The 17,341-nt window shown below is 56.0% G+C and carries 23 protein-coding genes; 14 read left to right on the top strand and 9 right to left on the bottom strand.

The features are described from left to right. The first annotated feature begins 296 nt into the window (after positions 1 to 296). Positions 297 to 2,585, top strand: a complete 2,289-nt coding sequence (locus D4100_RS18655) for an FdhF/YdeP family oxidoreductase (protein WP_119804969.1) — start codon at positions 297 to 299, stop codon at positions 2,583 to 2,585. Positions 2,586 to 2,648: 63 nt separating this feature from the next. Here D4100_RS18655 and D4100_RS18650 read toward each other — a convergent pair whose 3' ends face one another. Further along, positions 2,649 to 3,266, bottom strand: coding sequence for a LysE family translocator (locus D4100_RS18650; RefSeq protein WP_119804968.1), 618 nt, complete (start codon positions 3,264 to 3,266; stop codon positions 2,649 to 2,651). Positions 3,267 to 3,474: 208 nt separating this feature from the next. Here D4100_RS18650 and D4100_RS18645 point away from each other — a divergent pair, with 208 nt between their 5' ends. Further along, the gene (locus tag D4100_RS18645; RefSeq protein WP_004951866.1) at positions 3,475 to 3,930 is read left to right on the top strand and encodes an Lrp/AsnC family transcriptional regulator; all 456 of its coding nucleotides are present in this window, start codon (positions 3,475 to 3,477) and stop codon (positions 3,928 to 3,930) included. 29 nt (positions 3,931 to 3,959) lie between these two features. Beyond that, complete coding sequence (locus D4100_RS18640; RefSeq protein ID WP_119804967.1) at positions 3,960 to 4,166, top strand: DUF2767 family protein; 207 nt, start codon at positions 3,960 to 3,962, stop codon at positions 4,164 to 4,166. 95 nt (positions 4,167 to 4,261) lie between these two features. Here the strand turns inward: D4100_RS18640 and D4100_RS18635 are convergent, their stop codons facing one another. Beyond that, a complete protein-coding gene (locus D4100_RS18635) occupies positions 4,262 to 5,470 on the bottom strand; it encodes an NAD(P)/FAD-dependent oxidoreductase (RefSeq protein ID WP_006316884.1) in 1,209 nt (402 codons plus the stop codon). Positions 5,471 to 5,634: 164 nt separating this feature from the next. Continuing rightward, positions 5,635 to 6,174, bottom strand: a complete 540-nt coding sequence (locus D4100_RS18630) for an RrF2 family transcriptional regulator (RefSeq protein ID WP_006316885.1) — start codon at positions 6,172 to 6,174, stop codon at positions 5,635 to 5,637. Positions 6,175 to 6,338: 164 nt separating this feature from the next. Between D4100_RS18630 and D4100_RS18625 the strand changes: the two genes are divergently transcribed. From D4100_RS18625 to D4100_RS18605, 5 genes are all read left to right on the top strand, one after another. Beyond that, positions 6,339 to 6,527 (top strand): hypothetical protein, encoded by a 189-nt coding sequence (locus D4100_RS18625; protein WP_006316887.1) that lies wholly within the window; start codon positions 6,339 to 6,341, stop codon positions 6,525 to 6,527. 29 nt (positions 6,528 to 6,556) lie between these two features. Then, positions 6,557 to 8,026, top strand: coding sequence for a beta-barrel assembly-enhancing protease (gene bepA, locus D4100_RS18620; RefSeq protein WP_006316888.1), 1,470 nt, complete (start codon positions 6,557 to 6,559; stop codon positions 8,024 to 8,026). A gap of 20 nt (positions 8,027 to 8,046) precedes the next feature. Next, the gene (gene arsC, locus D4100_RS18615) at positions 8,047 to 8,400 is read left to right on the top strand and encodes an arsenate reductase (glutaredoxin) (RefSeq protein ID WP_006316889.1); all 354 of its coding nucleotides are present in this window, start codon (positions 8,047 to 8,049) and stop codon (positions 8,398 to 8,400) included. A gap of 201 nt (positions 8,401 to 8,601) precedes the next feature. Further along, positions 8,602 to 8,832, top strand: a complete 231-nt coding sequence (locus D4100_RS25920; protein WP_071919919.1) for a hypothetical protein — start codon at positions 8,602 to 8,604, stop codon at positions 8,830 to 8,832. Between the two features lie 12 nt (positions 8,833 to 8,844). Next, positions 8,845 to 9,384 carry a helix-turn-helix transcriptional regulator gene (locus D4100_RS18605; protein ID WP_006316890.1) on the top strand — a complete coding sequence of 180 codons (540 nt, stop codon included), beginning with the start codon at positions 8,845 to 8,847 and terminating at the stop codon, positions 9,382 to 9,384. A 27-nt stretch (positions 9,385 to 9,411) separates the two neighbouring features. Here D4100_RS18605 and hda read toward each other — a convergent pair whose 3' ends face one another. Then, complete coding sequence (gene hda / locus D4100_RS18600) at positions 9,412 to 10,113, bottom strand: DnaA inactivator Hda (RefSeq protein WP_043911850.1); 702 nt, start codon at positions 10,111 to 10,113, stop codon at positions 9,412 to 9,414. On the opposite strand from hda, the gene D4100_RS25615 reads away from it, so the two are divergent. The 3 genes from D4100_RS25615 to D4100_RS18590 all read left to right on the top strand — a co-directional run bounded on the left by D4100_RS25615 (position 10,029) and on the right by D4100_RS18590 (position 11,145). After that, positions 10,029 to 10,226, top strand: a complete 198-nt coding sequence (locus D4100_RS25615) for a hypothetical protein (protein WP_065506479.1) — start codon at positions 10,029 to 10,031, stop codon at positions 10,224 to 10,226. The genes hda and D4100_RS25615 overlap by 85 nt on opposite strands. A gap of 116 nt (positions 10,227 to 10,342) precedes the next feature. Next, a complete protein-coding gene (locus D4100_RS18595) occupies positions 10,343 to 10,858 on the top strand; it encodes a hypothetical protein (RefSeq protein WP_006316896.1) in 516 nt (171 codons plus the stop codon). A 38-nt stretch (positions 10,859 to 10,896) separates the two neighbouring features. After that, on the top strand, positions 10,897 to 11,145 hold the full coding sequence (locus tag D4100_RS18590; protein ID WP_006316897.1) for a GlsB/YeaQ/YmgE family stress response membrane protein: 249 nt from the start codon (positions 10,897 to 10,899) through the stop codon (positions 11,143 to 11,145). A gap of 49 nt (positions 11,146 to 11,194) precedes the next feature. Here D4100_RS18590 and uraA read toward each other — a convergent pair whose 3' ends face one another. Further along, a complete protein-coding gene (uraA, locus tag D4100_RS18585; RefSeq protein ID WP_006316898.1) occupies positions 11,195 to 12,475 on the bottom strand; it encodes a uracil permease in 1,281 nt (426 codons plus the stop codon). A 192-nt stretch (positions 12,476 to 12,667) separates the two neighbouring features. Then, positions 12,668 to 13,294, bottom strand: coding sequence for a uracil phosphoribosyltransferase (upp, locus tag D4100_RS18580; RefSeq protein WP_006316899.1), 627 nt, complete (start codon positions 13,292 to 13,294; stop codon positions 12,668 to 12,670). Positions 13,295 to 13,549: 255 nt separating this feature from the next. Here upp and purM point away from each other — a divergent pair, with 255 nt between their 5' ends. Continuing rightward, positions 13,550 to 14,587: a phosphoribosylformylglycinamidine cyclo-ligase gene (purM, locus tag D4100_RS18575; RefSeq protein ID WP_006316901.1), complete on the top strand. Its 1,038-nt coding sequence runs from the start codon at positions 13,550 to 13,552 to the stop codon at positions 14,585 to 14,587. Beyond that, positions 14,587 to 15,225, top strand: a complete 639-nt coding sequence (gene purN / locus D4100_RS18570) for a phosphoribosylglycinamide formyltransferase (protein ID WP_004951897.1) — start codon at positions 14,587 to 14,589, stop codon at positions 15,223 to 15,225. The genes purM and purN overlap by 1 nt, the downstream gene beginning before the upstream one ends. A gap of 69 nt (positions 15,226 to 15,294) precedes the next feature. Here the strand turns inward: purN and D4100_RS18565 are convergent, their stop codons facing one another. Beyond that, a complete protein-coding gene (locus D4100_RS18565) occupies positions 15,295 to 15,549 on the bottom strand; it encodes a type II toxin-antitoxin system RelE/ParE family toxin (protein ID WP_244941680.1) in 255 nt (84 codons plus the stop codon). Positions 15,550 to 15,552: 3 nt separating this feature from the next. Continuing rightward, entirely contained in the window at positions 15,553 to 15,747 is a 195-nt protein-coding gene (gene relB, locus D4100_RS18560) for a type II toxin-antitoxin system RelB family antitoxin (RefSeq protein WP_119804966.1), read from the bottom strand. Positions 15,748 to 15,894: 147 nt separating this feature from the next. Between relB and speG the strand changes: the two genes are divergently transcribed. After that, complete coding sequence (gene speG, locus D4100_RS18555; RefSeq protein WP_006316910.1) at positions 15,895 to 16,446, top strand: spermidine N1-acetyltransferase; 552 nt, start codon at positions 15,895 to 15,897, stop codon at positions 16,444 to 16,446. A 59-nt stretch (positions 16,447 to 16,505) separates the two neighbouring features. Here speG and pstB read toward each other — a convergent pair whose 3' ends face one another. Next, a complete protein-coding gene (gene pstB, locus D4100_RS18550) occupies positions 16,506 to 17,318 on the bottom strand; it encodes a phosphate ABC transporter ATP-binding protein PstB (RefSeq protein ID WP_006316912.1) in 813 nt (270 codons plus the stop codon). Between the last annotated feature and the right edge of the window lie 23 nt (positions 17,319 to 17,341).

Raw genomic sequence — 17,341 nt, 5'->3', positions numbered from 1 at the left:
AAGTTAAATCGCTTTAACTTGATAGGAGTTAATTCACCATGCCTATTTTATGTGATATTTGTCATGTCCGTCCGGCATCGGGCCGTGTGACAGTGATGCCAAATGATTCGTGTAATCGTGAATATCCGGTTTGAGCATTTAACGCGCTCGGCGGCGGCTCAGGATATCACCCTCGATATTGCAAATTATCTGGTGGAACACCTGGAATAGTTGTCGGTTATCCCACCTCCCGAGGGGAATACCGAATAGACCTGTCTCAACGAGATATCGCCCACTCAGGGGCGGTAGGAGTTCATATGATTAAGAAGAAACGCGCCGTTCCCGGAATTCGGCCCTATGATGGACCGGCAGGTGGCTGGGGCGCCTTGAAAGCGACGGCTATCGCCGTGAAAACACAAATGGAAACCTTCGAAGCGCCGGTCACGCTGATGCGGACCAACCAACCGGACGGCTTCGACTGCCCTGGGTGCGCCTGGCCTGACAAGGAACACCACTCGACCTTCCAGTTCTGCGAAAACGGCGCCAAGGCGGTCACCTGGGAAGCCACCAGCAAGCGGGTAACGCCGGAGTTTCTGGCGGCCAATACCGTGACCTCCCTGCTGGAAAAAACGGATTTTGAGCTGGAAGGCTACGGCCGTCTGACGCATCCGCTGGTTTACGACAGCGCCAGCGATACGCTGCGCCCGGTCGAATGGGAGGATGCCTTCAAGCGCATCGGCGAGCTATTGCGCGGCATGCAGTCGCCGGATCAGGTTGAATTCTATACCTCCGGCCGCGCTTCCAATGAAGCAGCCTACCTGTTCCAACTGTTTGCCCGTGAATTCGGTACCAACAACTTCCCGGATTGCTCCAACATGTGTCACGAACCGACCAGCGTTGGCTTGCCGCAATCCATAGGTATCGGTAAGGGCACGGTGTCATTGGACGACTTCGACAATACCGAACTGGTGATTTCCATTGGCCATAACCCGGGCACCAATCACCCGCGCATGATGGGGACCCTGCACGAACTGGCGCGACGCCAGATACCGATTATCGTCTTCAACCCGCTGCGTGAACGCGCGCTCGAGCGCTTTGCCGATCCGCAAAACGTTATCGAGATGGCGACCTACAGCTCCACCAATATCGCTTCAACCTACTATCAGGTTAAAGCCGGCGGCGATGCCGCCGCATTGAAAGGGATCGCCAAGGCGCTGTTGGAATATGACGCCGCACAGGGAGCTGGCAGCAACGTTATCGATCGTGATTTCATTGCCGAACACACCCAGGGTTTCGAACAATTCGCCACGGATTTGGCCACCACCCCGTGGAAAGACATTGAAGCGGAGAGCGGCCTGACTCAGGAAGATCTGGAGCAGGTTGCGCTGGCCTATGCGAAATCCAAAGCCACGATCATTACTTACGGCATGGGCATTACCCAGCACAATAAAGGGACGGCAAACGTACGTTTGATTGCCGATCTGCTGTTAATGCGCGGCAATATCGGCAAGCCCGGCGCCGGGATCTGCCCGCTGCGCGGCCATTCCAACGTTCAGGGCAACCGCACCGTCGGCATCACTGAAAAGCCTTCGCCAGAGTTCCTGGCCAATCTGGAAAACGTGTTCGGCTTTGTCGCCCCGAAAGAGCACGGGCATGATGCGGTAAAAGGCATGCAATCCATGGTGGAAGGCACCTCCAAAGCGCTGATCTGCCTTGGCGGTAACTTCGCCGTGGCCTTGCCGGACCCGGATCTGTGCTTCCCGGCGATGAAATCGCTGGATTTAAGCGTCCATCTCGGCACCAAGCTGAACCGCTCACACCTGCTGGTAGCCAGGGAAACCTACATCCTGCCTTGCCTGGGGCGTACCGAACTGGATATGCAGGACAGCGGTCGCCAGTCGATCACGGTGGAGGATTCCATGTCGATGGTGCACGCCTCTTCCGGCAAACTGAAACCGGCATCCCCGTTCCTGCTTTCAGAACCGGCGATCGTCGCCGGTATGGCCAAGGCAACCCTGCAAGACAGTAAGGTCCCCTGGATGGAACTGGTGGCCGATTACAGCATCATTCGCGATTTGATTGAAAAAACCATTCCCGGTTTCGATAAATACAATGAGCGTATCGCACAGCCCGGTGGGTTCCGCATGCCGCTGCCGCCAACCGAGCGCATCTGGCCGACGCCAACCGGCAAAGCCATGTTCTCGGTGTTCAGCGGCGTAGAAGAAGACGCCGAGGTTCAGGGCGACGACGTGCTGCGGCTAATCACCCTACGCAGCCATGACCAGTACAACACCACTATTTACGCAATGGACGACCGTTATAGAGGCGTATTTGGCCGTCGCGATGTTCTGTTCATGCACGACATCGATCTCGAGAAGCGGGGCCTGGAACATGGTGATCTGGTGGATATCGAAACCGTGGTGGCCGGGCGCAAACTGCGGCTGGAAAATATCACGGTGATCTCCTACAACATCGCCCCAGGTTCCGTCGGCGCCTACTATCCTGAGGCGAACGTTCTGGTTCCGCTGGATTATATCGACAAGGAAAGCGGTACCCCGTCTTATAAATCGGTGCCGGTTCGCGTAACTCACGCCACGGCCAGCTAACGGCTTATTAGACTCGTCGTTAATAAGTCTGCATTGAAGGGGGGAAGTCACATTCCCCCTTTTTTATTTGAATGCCTGCCCGGCGAGCAAACCGATGGCAATAAACAGCATGGCAGCGCCGGAAATGCGGCTGACGACACGGGCGGCCTGCGGACGCGTCTGCAAAATGGACTGCGATCCCCATCCCACCAGCAGGTAAATCAGCCCGCAACTCACCAGATGCAACAGACCCAACGCGAGGATCTGCATCGGGATCGACCAGGCGGCATTGGCATCGGTGAACTGCGGCAACAGCGCCAAAAACAACAGGAAAACCTTGGGGTTGAGGCCGCTGATGCAAATCCCTTTACCGGCCCAACGCAGCCAGGAGCCGGACGACTGCCCTTCACCCGCGCTCGGCGCGGGGGGATGAAGCAGCATGTTGAAACCGATCCATAACAGATAAGCCGCGCCAATCAGGGTCAACGCCGTGAGGGCCAGCGGATTGCCCGCTACCAGCGCGCCCACGCCGGCCGCCACGATCGCTATCGCCATCAGATGCCCCAACAGCAAGCCCGTCACCGCAGGCACTACCACTCGTCCGCGTATGCCTGCCGATATGATGTACGCCCAGTCCAGCCCCGGCGTAATGACAAACAGCATGGATACCGCCCAGAAGGCGGCAAAAATAGCCGGCGTCATGTCCGCAACGCCTTTTGCGGCCACCGTAGCGCGGTGGGTGGGCTTATCCGTTTGATCACTTCACTTTCCTCCGCAGGACACGCCTTTCAGGCTCCAAAAGCCAGGAATGTCCAAAATTGTTCAATTATTGAAAAGAATATCCCCAAGTTGTTAGAATGTGGTTTCAATTATTTGCGTATAAATTGCAGATTGAGGGAAATTATTCCAAATGGACAAGATCGACCGCAAAATCCTTGCTGAACTCCAGTTCGATGGGCGTCTTTCCGTTACCGAATTGGCTGACCGGATCGGGCTCAGCGTTTCCCCCTGCCATCGCCGGGTGCGCGCTCTGGAACAATCCGGGGTGATCAGGGGCTACCGCGCGCATCTCGATCCCGGCTGCCTTGGCTTTAACTTTTCTGCGTTGGTGTTTGTCACAATGCGGGAAGGCGATCGCCAGGCCGTTGAGGCCTTCGAGAATGCCATGCTGGACATTCCCCAGGTTATCCAGGCGCAGCGGCTGTTCGGCGACCCCGACTATCTGCTGCACGTTATTGCCCGCGATCTGCCGGCTTTTCAGCGGCTTTACGACGAACGGCTTTCCGCCCTGCCCGGCGTACAGCGCCTTACCTCCACTCTGGTCATGAAAAGCGTGGTGCAAGACCGGCCTTTTCTGCCGTTGTAGATTCAAATCAAACCCAAGAGGAAACAGTGATGAGCAGTGGTTTCGAGGATTCAAAAGCCTTATACATCGGCATCTGCACGGTGGTAGGCGATGCGTTCCTGGCATTGGCCAATGAAGAGCGTGAAACGCAAAAAACGGACGTGATTAATGAACTCAAAACGGCGATTACCCGCGAAGGCCGGGATGTCGGCCTGGATGAAGCGCGCGAGTTGGCGATCGAGTGGCTGGAGCGATAACAGTGCCGAGGATAAAAACCGGGATTTGGCTGCGTGCTTTTTTACCCTTGGGAAACCGGCAATAAAGCGGGAGCGTCTCCGCTCCCGCATGCGATTCAGGGCACAATCACAAAGTCCGGATTGGCAACGGCGAAAAGCGCATCGCGGTCCGGCGCCGGTGGATAGATCCACTGCGTATTGATCTCCTGCTTAATCTTTTTGCCCTCCTGCCGGGTAAAGCGTATCTGACGCTCCCATCCTTCGGTGTAGAGCGCCCCCCAAGGGCCGAGATCAAGACAAGTGACATATTTCGGCTGGCTGTAAGGGTGTAGCGGCAGCCCCGTCAGTTCCGCCGCCGCGTTATGGCCGGCAACGCGGCCGAGGCTCATGGCATGCTGGCAGGACATCAGGTTGTAGTTGCCGCAATCGTCGGTCGCTGCCTTCACCGTATCCCCGGTAACAAAGACGCCCGCCGCCGCCGGTGCTCGCAGGAACGCATCGCCGATCACCCTCCCGCTGCCGTCGCGTTCGCCGGGGATCTGCGCAGTGAGCGGGTGTGCACGCATGCCCGCAGCCAGTATCACCGTATTGGCCGCGATGCGTTCGCCGCTCGACAACGTCACGCCGTCCGCATCTATCGCAGTGACGCGCACCCCGGCCCGCGACTCGACGCCGCATTCGGCCAGCGCCTGCTGGATCACTGCGGCAGGCTCGGTGCCCATTCCGGCACCGACCTCTGGCGCGGTATCAACAATCACCACGCGAATATCCGCTTGGCTGCCCAAAATGGCACGTAGCCGCATTGGCATCTCGGTGGCACTTTCCAACCCGGTCAGCCCACCGCCGACCACCACCACACTATTGCGCGCAGGGGTTTCCGCTTTATTGGTCAGCGTTTTTAAATGGGTATCCAGGCGCTGCGCGCTTTCCAGCGTATCCACGTTGAAACCGTATTCTGCAAAACCCGGCACCGCAGGAACAAACAGCCGGCTGCCGGTCGCCAGTACAAAGCGGTCATAACCCAGGGTGATTTTTTGCCCGTCTGCCTGTTGAACCACCAGCGATTGACTCGCAGTATCAACCTGCTCAACCAGACCCGCCAGATGATGCACGCCGACGGCGGCAAGCTGGGAGGAAATGTCCGGGTTCATGTTTTCCAGCACCGCCTCATAGAGACGTGGCCGTATGGTGACATTTGGCGTCGGCGATACCATCGTCACCTCGATCGCCCCGGTTTTACCGGCAAGCGCGATGGCACGCATGGCGGAAACGGCAGCCCAAAACCCGGCAAAACCCGAACCGGCGATCACTATTTTCTGCGTCATTGGTTTACTCCTTCAAAGATAGATAACCGGGCCTTCAGGCTGCCCGTGACATTTTCCGGACGAACGGCGCCGCTCCGCCGCCCGTCAACAGGGCGCAGAAGGGCCCCCGCCTCTTCCGGAGAGGCGGGAAAAAAGAGTCTTTTCAGGGAAATACTACGGCGATGTCAGGGCTTGGTGCGCGCCGGTTTGCCGCTGCGGGTGGTGCGCCCGGTCATGCGTTCATCGATCCAGATATTCACCTCGCTGAAGAAGCCTTGCGGTGCCTTGCGGCCAAAACGAGTGGCGACGGCGCCCAGAGTTTGCGCCGCCAGAGCGTCGCGCATGGCTTTTTCCGCCTGCAGCATCACCGCATGGATCGCGCACTTGCCGGAAACCGCCCAATCGGGCGGCGAATTGTCGAATACGGCGCAGCGGCCACGCACTTCCTGGCAATCGAACAAGGGTTTGTGCCCTTCAATGGCGTCGATGATTTCCAGGAAACTGATTTCATCCGCCGGGCGCGCCAACCGGTAGCCGCCGCGCACCCCTTCGCTGGCCGCCACTATCCCCGCCTTTTCGAGTTTGGGAAAAATTTTGGCGAGGAAGCTGGGGGAAATCCCCTGCAATTCTGCCAGCTCACGGCTGCTGAGGGCGCGCTGGTTATCGCCGACCAGCCAGAGCAAACAGTGGATACCATATTCAACGCTGGTTGTGATGTACGCCATTTTTGAGTCTTCAGTATGATGTGGCCTTCAATAACACAGACTATATTAGTCTCCGTTTATCTTGTCAATAAAACACAGACAAACTTTGTCCTCGTTTTAGCCTGTAACCTGAATCAATCGAAAAGGGGATGACGGGCAGAGCGAGATAAAAGCGGGGTTCAGAAATGAAAAATAAAACTTTTTTGCCTGGTTATTCCCTGACGGAAGTTTCATTGTCGCCTGCGGCTGACTATGATGTGATCTGTTTAAACGGCACTGCAGCGTGCCGTTTTGTGAGCCACCGCACTTTCGCGCTGATTGTTTTGGCGAGCCCGGCACGGAAGAAGAACTCTTATGTGATGCTGACGTCTTAGAGATGACTATTTAAGGGAAAGGCCTGACTATGACCACCCGGTTGACCAAAACAGCGATTGCAGTACTGTTGCTCGGCGCGATCAACGCCACGGCGATGGCGCCGGCGAAGGCGGAAACCCAGGATCAACTGCCGGATATGGGCACCTCTGCGGGCGGCACCCTGAGCATCGGCCAGGAGCTGGCGATGGGGGATTTCTATGTGCGTCAGTTACGCGCCAGCGCGCCCCTGATCAACGATCCGCTGCTGACCCAATACATCAACCAGTTGGGCAACCGGCTGGTGGCGAGCGCCTATTCGGTGCGTACGCCGTTCCATTTCTATCTGGTGCGCAACGACGAAATCAACGCCTTCGCTTTCTTTGGCGGCAACGTGGTGCTGCACTCCGCCCTGTTCCGTGAAACCGACAACGAAAGCCAACTGGCCTCGGTGCTGGCGCATGAAATCTCGCACGTTACCCAACGCCATCTGGCGCGGGCAATGGAAGACCAGCAGCGCAATGCCCCGCTGACCTGGGTCGGCGCCCTGGGTTCGATCCTGCTGGCGATGGCCAACCCGACCATGGGCATGGCAGCATTGAGCGGCACGCTGGCGGGTACCCAACAGGGCATGATCAGCTTTACCCAATCGAATGAGCAGGAAGCAGACCGCATCGGCATTCAGGTGCTGCAACGCGCCGGATTCGATCCGGAAGCGATGCCCAATTTCTTGCAGAAACTGTCCGACCAATCGCGCTACGCCTCCAAGCCGCCGGAAATGCTGCTGACACACCCCTTGCCCGACAGCCGCCTGTCCGATGCGCGCAACCGCGCCAACCAAATGCCCAAGCACCTGGTGCAGTCCACACAGGATTACCTGATGGCCAAGGTGCGTTCGCTGGGCATGTACAGTTCGGAAGGTTACGGTCTGAATGAAGAGCTGCTCGATACTTACAGCAAAGGCAACGTACGCGAGCAGATGGCCGCCAAATACGGCCGCGCCATCCTGTTCTATGAGGCGAAAAAGTACGACGACGCCCGCAATCTCATTCAGCCGCTGCTGACGCAAGATCCGAAAAACGTCTGGCTGCTCGATCTGATGACCGACATCGATCTCGGTCAGAAACGTGCGCCGCAGGCCATCGCACGGCTACAGGCCGCCAACGCCGCGCAGAGCAACAACCCGGTGCTGCAGCTCAACCTGGCCAACGCCTATGTGGAAGGCAACCAGCCGGCGCAGGCCTCAAAAATACTTAACCGCTACACCTTCGCCCATCCGGACGATCCCAATGCCTGGGATCTGCTGGCGCAGGCCAGCGCCGCACAAGGGCTGCGCGATGAAGAGCTTTCCGCACGCGCCGAGAGCCTGGCGCTAACCGGCCGCCTCGATCAGGCGATCGGCCTGCTCAGCAACGCCAGTTCGCTGCAAAAACTCGGTAGCCTGAAACAGGCGCGCTACGATGCGCGCATCGACCAGTTGCGCCAGTTGCAAGAACGTTTCCGCCAGTACCAGCGCAGCTGATTTTCATAAGGATGAAGTCAATGAAAAACGTCACTATTTACCACAACCCACGCTGCTCCAAGAGCCGCGAAACCCTGGCGCTGCTGGAGCAGCATGGCGTAACGCCTGAAGTGGTGCTGTATCTGGAAACGCCGCCGTCGGCGGAAGAACTGAAGAAACTGCTGAAGGAACTGGGTTTCAGCTCCGCACGCGAGTTGATGCGTAAAAAAGAGGATCTGTACAAAGAACTGAAGCTGGCGGATGAAACGCTGAGCGAAGCGCAACTGCTGGCGGCAATGGTGGAGAATCCGAAGCTGATCGAACGCCCTATCGTGGTCAAAGGCAGTAAAGCACGTATCGGCCGGCCACCGGAGCAGGTGCTGGAGATTCTGTAAACGCTGCTCCGGCAGCCCCCCATTGACCAAGATTATGATCATAGCCCTTACCTGGGCTATTTTTAATTGATTGTTATATAAATACTTTTCATCATCCCTTCTGGTTCTTCCTGCTATTCTCCCGACGTGCAGTTTTAACTCACAAACGGCGTTGACAACCGTCAACGGTTAAAATATCCTCAACATAGCTTTAGGTGGCCGATGAAAAACCACCCTAATAAACATATTCAGGCCGCGTTATCCTATGCCATCTCGCAAGGTTGGTTTTTTCGCTCCAGCAATGGGCACGCGTTTGGCCGCCTACAATGTTCTCTTCCGGAGCATCGAGAACACATGATGAGCATCTGGTCCACGCCAAAAAACCCTGAACAGCACGCCATGCAAATACGACGCAAGGTAGATCAATGTCTTGCTCAATCAGGAAAAAAGTAACAGGGGGCCCCTATGGCGCTTTACCATTTCTCACTGACGCTGACCGGCGTCACCTCAGATACCGCCAATCTGGAGGATGCATTGTATGCCAGCGGGTGTGATGACGGCTTAATCTGTTTCTATGGCAAGAGCGTTTACCTGGAGTTCGATCGTGAAAGCGACAGCTTCGCCAAGGCTATTTTCAGCGCCATCGAAGATATCGAATCCGCCGGTATTGCCGCTCAAGTAGTGTCCGTCGATTCCTCTCTGGTGGGCTTAAGCGATATTGCCGAGCTCACCGACATGTCGCGGCAAGCCATCGCTATGCTGAAAGACGGCACACGCGGTTCCGGTGATTTCCCCTCCCCGATCCAAAGAATCAAAGGTTCGTCGCCCTTATGGCGTTGGGCTAGCGTAGCAACCTGGCTGGCGAGCAAAGGTAAAATTGGCCAGGAACTGGCAGATAATGCGCGCTGTCTGGAGAACATCAATCTGGCGTTGCAACTGAGGGCCAGCAAGGAACGCGGTCAGATTGATCGCTATTTTGCCTTACTGGAACACGCGGAAGAATAACGGCGGTAGGTCATTGCAGGGCTACGGCTACAGCCCCAGAATTTCTTTGACGAACGGAATGGTCAACTTGCGCTGAGCGGTGATCGAGGCGCGATCGAGCTGATCCAGCGTCATAAACAATGTGCGCATCTCGCGATCCAACCGTTTCAGCAGGAAACGGCCTACGTCTTCCGGCAGTTCAAAGCCACGCAGTTTGCCGCGCAGTTGCAAAGCCTGCAGTTTCTCTTCATCCGACAGCGGTTGCAGCTTGTAGATTTGCCCCCAGTCAAGACGCGAAGCCAGGTCCGGCAGATGGAGGTTCAATTGACGCGGCGGGCGATCGCCGGTAATAAACAGACGCGTACGGCCTGTTTCCAGAATGCGGTTGTAGAGATTAAAGATCGCCATTTCCCACTCTTCGTCGCCCGCGATGCATTCGATATTGTCGATACACACCAGAGCCAACTGCTCCATGCCGTCCAGCACTTCAGGCACGAAATAAGCACGCTTATCCAGCGGCACATAGCCCACCGCTTCTCCGCGCTGCGAAAGCTCCGCGCAGGCCGCATGCAACAGGTGACTGCGCCCACCGCCCTCGCGAGACCAGAAATAGATATAATTGCCATGTTCCTGACGAACGGCAGACTGGATCGCGGCTAATAGGGATGGGTTCTCGCCCGGATAAAAACTGGCAAAAGTTTCATCATCGGGAAGATAAAGTGGCAGTGAAAGCTGTGCCGGCGTATTCAGGGAAGCACCTCAACCAAAACTGGCAGGAAAACGCGGTAAGTCTATCACAAAAAGCGGGCGCTGTTGAACCGGCAGGATTTTATGCCGCAATAGTGAGCAACCGCCCTCTGTGACCGCAAAGTAACTCACTGCCATCGCTGGTGAAATTTGTATTTTAGCCAAGATTTATCCTAGTATAGAGAGGCGAAATGCAGTCACCATAAACTAGGTTTCTACAAGGACATAGACAATGAAAGTATGGAATAAAGTGCTTTTGGCCTCAATCATTGGGCTGTTGGTTGCCGGTTGTGATGATTCATCCAAAGTCGACGCCAATCTTGAGAAAGCCAAAGACAGCGCAGAGCAGATGAAAGACGCCGCACAGAAAAAAGCGGACAATCTGACCGATAAAGCGGAAGCCGCCGCCAAAGACATCAAAAAAGAAGCATCCACTCAGGCTGACCAGCTCAAAGACAAGGCTTCAGCCATTAAAGACGACGCCTCCAGGCAGGCGGAAGCGATCACCAATGATGCCAAGGCCAAAGCCGATGCCATCAAGGATGACGCCACCCAACAAAGCCAACAGCTGGTCGAGCAGGCTAAATCCATTAAAAACGATGCCATTGGTGGCGCCAAGGATCTGACCGAACAGGCCAAGGCGAAAACCGAAGCCATTAAAAACAGCGCTGAGAATAAAGCGGAAGAATTAAAAAATGACGCCAACGCGGTGGTGACGGAAAATACTCCGCCAGCCAAGCAGCAGTAATGAAAATCGAGTATCAAAAGCAAAGTAAGGAGCAGTAAATGGGTATTATTTCCTGGATTATCTTCGGTCTCATCGCCGGTATTTTAGCCAAGTGGATCATGCCAGGCAAAGACGGTGGCGGTTTTATTCTGACCATCGTGTTGGGTATTGTCGGCGCCGTGGTCGGTGGCTACATCAGCACCTTCTTTGGTTATGGCAGAGTTGACGGTTTCAACTTCGGCAGCTTCGTGGTGGCGGTGATCGGCGCTATCGTGGTGCTGTTCGTTTACCGTAAAATCCGCAGTTAACGGATTGCGCATCAACGAAACGGGCAGCCTTTTGGCTGCCCGTTTTTATTTACTTCGGTTCTGCCGGCGTTTCGATAACCTCTTCTTCTTTGCGATACAGGCTGATGACCTTGAACAGCAGGCTGAGGCCGATACCGACGATAGTCGCCAGCGCCATGCCCTTCAGCTCCGCCGCCCCGATATGCACCTTGGCGCCGCTAACGCCGATAATCAGGATCACCGAAGTCAGGATCAGGTTCTGCGCCTTGTTGTAATCCACTTTGGATTCAATCAGCACGCGAATGCCGGAAGCACCTATCACCCCGTACAGCAAAAGTGAAACGCCCCCCATCACCGGCACGGGCACTGCCTGGATGGCTGCCGCCAGCTTGCCGACACAGGAAAGCAGAATAGCCAGAATGGCCGCGCCGCCGATCACCCAGGTGCTGTAAACCTTGGTGATGGCCATTACGCCGATATTCTCGCCGTAGGTGGTGTTCGGCGTTGAACCGAAGAAGCCGGAAATCACCGTCGAGATGCCGTTGGCAAACATTGAGCGATGCAGGCCCGGATCGCGGATCAGGTCTTTTTTCACGATATTGGCGGTCACGACCAGGTGCCCAACGTGCTCGGCGATCACCACCAGCGCCGCCGGCAAGATGGTGAAGATGGCAAACCATTCAAAACGCGGGGTATAGAAGGTCGGCAGCGCAAACCAGTGCGCCTCGCGGATCGGGGTCAAATCCACCACGCCCATAAAGAACGACAGCGCATACCCCACCAGCACGCCAATCAGGATCGGGATAATCGCCAGAAAACCGCGGAACAGCACCGAGCCCAGGATGGTCACGCCCAATGTCACCAGTGAAATGGTTACGGTAGTGGGATCCGCATGGGTGCCGTCGGCCGGCAGCAGGCCCGCCATATTGGCCGCCACACCCGCCAGCTCCAGGCCGATAACCGCAACAATAGCCCCCATCGCCGCCGGCGGGAACATCACATCCAGCCAGCCGGTGCCGGCTTTTTTGACGATCAGCGCCACCAGGCAAAACAGCACGCCGCACATGATGAAACCGCCCAGCGCCACCTCATAACCCAGCGGCAACAGCAGCAGCACCGGTGAGATAAACGCAAAGCTGGAACCAAGATAGGCCGGGATCTTGCCCTTGCAGATAAACAGATACAGCAGCGTGCCGACGCCGTTGAACAGCAGCACCGTCGCCGGGTTGATCTTGAACAGGATGGGCACCAATACGGTAGCGCCAAACATGGCGAAAAGATGCTGGAAGCTGAGCGGAATGGTCTGCAGTAACGGCGGGCGTTCGCTGACGCCAATGACGCGACGGGTCATGGGTGTTTTCCTCTGCTATCCCCGTCATACTTGCCGCTGCCTCTGCGTTGGCTACGCTCACTCACCCGAATCACTTACCTAAGTAAGCTCATCGGGATTCTCTCGCTTGCCGCCTTGATGCAACATCAATTATTTAGGGGATAGATATGTTTTATACATAAAAAAGCCGACTCATTAAGTCGGCTAAATTTGTTACTTGGTACCAAATATCTTGTCGCCGGCATCACCCAGGCCCGGCACGATGTACCCTTTCTCGTTCAGACATTGGTCGATGGAGGCAGTGTACAGCTCGACGTCCGGATGCGCTTTCTCCAGCGCGGCGATCCCTTCCGGCGCCGCAACCAGCACCAGCACCTTGATGCTGTTACAGCCGGCTTTCTTCAGCAGATCGATAGTGGCGATCATCGAACCGCCGGTAGCCAGCATCGGGTCAACAACCAGCGCCAAACGTTCTTCGATATTGGAAACCAGCTTCTGGAAATAGGGTACCGGCTCCAGGGTTTCTTCGTCGCGGTAAACGCCAACCACGCTGATACGCGCGCTCGGGACGTGCTCCAGCACCCCTTCCATCATGCCCAAACCTGCACGCAGGATCGGTACAACGGTAATTTTTTTTCCTTTAATCTGGTCTATTTCAACCGGCCCACACCAACCTTCGATGGTGACTTTTTCCGTCTCCAGATCGGCGGTCGCTTCATAGGTCAGCAAACTACCCACTTCAGAGGCCAGCTCACGGAAGCGTTTGGTACTGATGTCATTTTCACGCATCAGACCAAGCTTGTGTTTCACCAGCGGGTGTTTCACCTCAACGATCTTCATCATTTTTCTCCTATTAAGGTGGTTGACGGCCAAAAAAATCGCGGGATTATAACTCCTTTTACCGGCCGCGCCACCCACAATAGCCCGATCGGGATCAACAAAAGTTTGAATAGCAGTATAGATGACGAAAAAGCGGAGCTGGTTCACAAGCCACTCGCAAACGTTTGCCTGCGCTGTTAGAATTGCCGCGCCTTATTCCGGTATCAACGCCGGATGCACAGTATTCAAACCGCAAACCGTCGTGGGGAACGCGCAGTGACCGACAAAACCTCTCTCAGCTATAAAGACGCAGGTGTCGATATCGATGCTGGCAATGCATTGGTAGACCGCATCAAAGGTGTAGTTAAACAGACCCGCCGCCCGGAAGTGATGGGTGGTCTGGGCGGTTTTGGCGCCCTGTGTGCGTTGCCGCAGAAATACCGCGAGCCGATCCTGGTTTCCGGTACCGACGGCGTAGGCACCAAGCTGCGTCTGGCGATGGACCTGAAACGCCACGACACCATCGGCATCGATCTGGTTGCAATGTGTGTGAACGACCTGGTGGTACAGGGCGCTGAGCCGCTGTTCTTCCTGGATTACTTTGCCACCGGCAAACTGGACGTGGACACTGCGGCCAGCGTCATCACCGGCATCGCCGAAGGCTGCAAGCAGTCCGGCTGTGCGTTGGTGGGCGGTGAAACCGCCGAAATGCCGGGTATGTACCACGGTGAAGATTACGACGTGGCCGGCTTTTGCGTCGGCGTGGTCGAGAAATCCGAAATCATCGACGGCAGCAAAGTTCAGTCCGGTGACGCACTGATCGCGCTGGGCGCTTCCGGCCCGCACTCCAACGGCTACTCGCTGGTGCGCAAAATCCTGGAAGTCAGCAACACCGATCCAACCACCACCGATCTGGAAGGCAAACCGCTGGCTGACCACCTGTTGGAACCGACCAAGATTTACGTGAAATCGGTACTGGAACTGATCGAGAAAATCGACGTTCACGCTATCGCTCACCTGACCGGCGGCGGCTTCTGGGAAAATATCCCGCGCGTACTGCCGGAAGGCATGCAGGCGGTGATCGACGAATCAAGCTGGCAGTGGCCGGCGGTATTCAGCTGGCTGCAGCAGGCCGGTAACGTCAGCCGCCACGAAATGTACCGCACCTTTAACTGTGGCGTGGGCATGGTGATCGCACTGCCGGAAGAATCCGTTGAACAAGCCATCGCATTGTTGACCGCAGCCGGTGAAAAAGCGTGGAAGATCGGTAAACTGACCGCATCTTCCGACGAACAACAAGTGGTCATCAACTGATGAAAAAGATCGTGGTGTTGGTCTCCGGCCAGGGGAGCAATCTCCAGGCACTGATTGACGCCTGCCAGCAGGGCCGGATTGCCGCCGAGATTGTGGCGGTGTTCAGCAACAAGGCGCAGGCTTACGGCCTGCAACGCGCAGAAGCGGCAGGCATTGCCGCCCATGCGCTGGATGCCAAGGCCTTTGCCGACCGCGTGGCGTTTGACGCTGCGCTGGCGGATGCCATCGACCGGTACCAGCCGGATCTGGTGGTGCTGGCCGGCTATATGCGCATTCTCAGCCCGCAGTTCGTGCAGCGCTATGCAGGCCGCATGCTGAATATCCACCCTTCTCTGCTGCCGAAATACCCTGGGCTGCATACTCACCGCCAGGCCATCGACAACGGTGACAGCGAACACGGCACCTCGGTGCACTTCGTGACCGAGCAGCTCGACGGCGGCCCGGTGATCCTGCAGGCCAAGGTACCGATTTTCCCCGGCGACGAGGAAGATGAGGTGGTTGAACGGGTGCAAACCCAGGAACACACCATTTACCCGCTGGTGGTGAACTGGTTTGCCGAAGGCCGGTTGGCGATGCGTGATAACGCCGCCTGGCTGGACGGCGAACGCCTGCCGGAACAGGGGCATGCAGCGGACTGATCGCCTATCTTGATTCACTTCTCAAACCCTGGCTTTTAGCCGGGGTTTGTTCTTCAGGGATATTCTCGTTTAGCGTGAATCACGCCAAGAACTTCTATTATGTCCGATGATTCTATAAACAATCAGGTAGTTGGGATGGACGACAATCTCACGAGTGTTATCTACTCTACCCAACCGGTACATAAAGGGATTCAGCGACAGCGAATGCACCGCCGTTTCGATCCCGCGCTGTAAAATGAGCGCAGCCTGCGGGTTTCTATCATCAATATAATCAATAATGTTCCATAGCTCTTCCTGAGCTTCACGACTCCATTCTATCCGCATCAATCATTCCATTTTGCGTATCTTTTTCTTTGCAGCTAAACGAATTTGCATCTCGTTCATGACCTGCTCGTGCGGAACTCTTGGCTTTTCGCTGTTAATGGCTGCTTCAATCTTGGCCCGGAACCAACGATCGTAACTTTCGCCTTGTTCGGCTACCTCAGCTATGGGCTGGGTGGAGAGGGAGGTTTTGATCACCATAAAGTTTGGCCTCTCTGAGGTGTTTATATTTCAGGCAGTATAGCGGCTTTGGTTACCAAAAAATACGCGACTCAAACCGGCATTCTTTCCATAATTTATTGTCCAGTATTATCATTGGTACTTACCCACGGCATAAGAGGAACACACATGTCCAGCACTACCAGCGTCAGGCTACGTCCATTGGAACGGGATGATCTGGCGTTCGTCCATCAGATGGACAACAACGCCAGCGTGATGCGCTATTGGTTTGAAGAACCTTACGAAGCCTTTGTCGAGCTTTCCGATCTCTACGACAAACACATCCACGATCAGAGCGAACGGCGTTTTATCATCGCCCACGAAGGTGCCAGGGTCGGGCTGGTGGAGTTGGTGGAGATCGACCACATCCACCGCCGCGCAGAATTCCAGATCATCATAGATCCGGCCCATCAGGGCAAAGGCTACGCCAGCACCGCCGCCAAGCTGGCGATGGATTACGGCTTCTCGGTGCTGAACCTGTACAAGCTGTACCTGATCGTCGACAAAGAAAACCCGAAGGCGATCCACATTTACAGCAAGCTGGGCTTCGAAGTGGAAGGCGAACTGATTGACGAGTTCTTCGTCAACGGCGAATACCGCACCGTGCTGCGCATGTGCATCTTCCAGCCGCAGTACCTGGCGAAGTTCAAAACGCCTGGCGATAAGCCGCTGGTGAAGTGAACAAAAAACCCGCTAACGCGGGTTTTTTAAGGCAATGCAGCACAAGGTTCAAAAATAAATCAACCGTAACGCCCGGTAATATAGTCTTCGGTGCGGCGTTGACGCGGTGACGTAAAGATATCGTCGGTCGCGTTGTATTCCACAAGTTGCCCCTGGTGAATAAACGCCGTGTAATCGGATACCCGCGCCGCCTGCTGCATGTTGTGGGTGACCAGCACCACGCTGTACTGCTGTTTCAGCGCGGAGATCAGCTCTTCGATGGTCAGGGTGGAGATGGGATCCAGCGCCGAAGTCGGTTCATCAAGCAACAGCACTTCCGGCTCAATGGCTATCGCCCGCGCAATCACCAGCCTTTGCTGCTGCCCGCTGGAAAGGCGGAATGCATTCTCGCGCAGCCGATCCTTGACCTCATGCCACAGCGCTGCGGCGCGCAGTGAACGCTCCACCGCCTCGTCCAGGATCCGGCGGTCACGCACGCCCTGTAGCCGCAGGCCATAGACCACGTTTTCATAAATCGACTTCGGGAACGGGTTTGGGCGCTGGAATACCATGCCGACCCGCCGCCGCAGCGCCGCTACGTCGATCTGCGTGCCGGAAATACCCTGCCCGTTGAGTTGCAGCTCACCTTCGATCCGGCAGTTATCCACCAAATCGTTCATGCGGTTAAAACAGCGCAGCAGCGTCGATTTACCGCAGCCGGAAGGGCCGATCAGCGCCGTAACGCGGTGCTTTGGAATACGCAGCGAAATATTGTGCAGCACCTGTTTCTCGCCATAAAACAGGTTGAGGCCATTCACCGCCAGCGCGGTATGTTCATCGTCAAGATGCTGGACATCCAGCCGGGGCAAACTGCCTGGCGTCATCAAACCCATTACGCACTCCCCAGAAATAACGT

It is taken from the genome of Serratia inhibens (assembly GCF_003591175.1).
Taxonomy (GTDB): Bacteria; Pseudomonadota; Gammaproteobacteria; order Enterobacterales; family Enterobacteriaceae; genus Serratia; species Serratia inhibens.
This window is presented reverse-complemented; position numbering and strand designations above follow the sequence as displayed.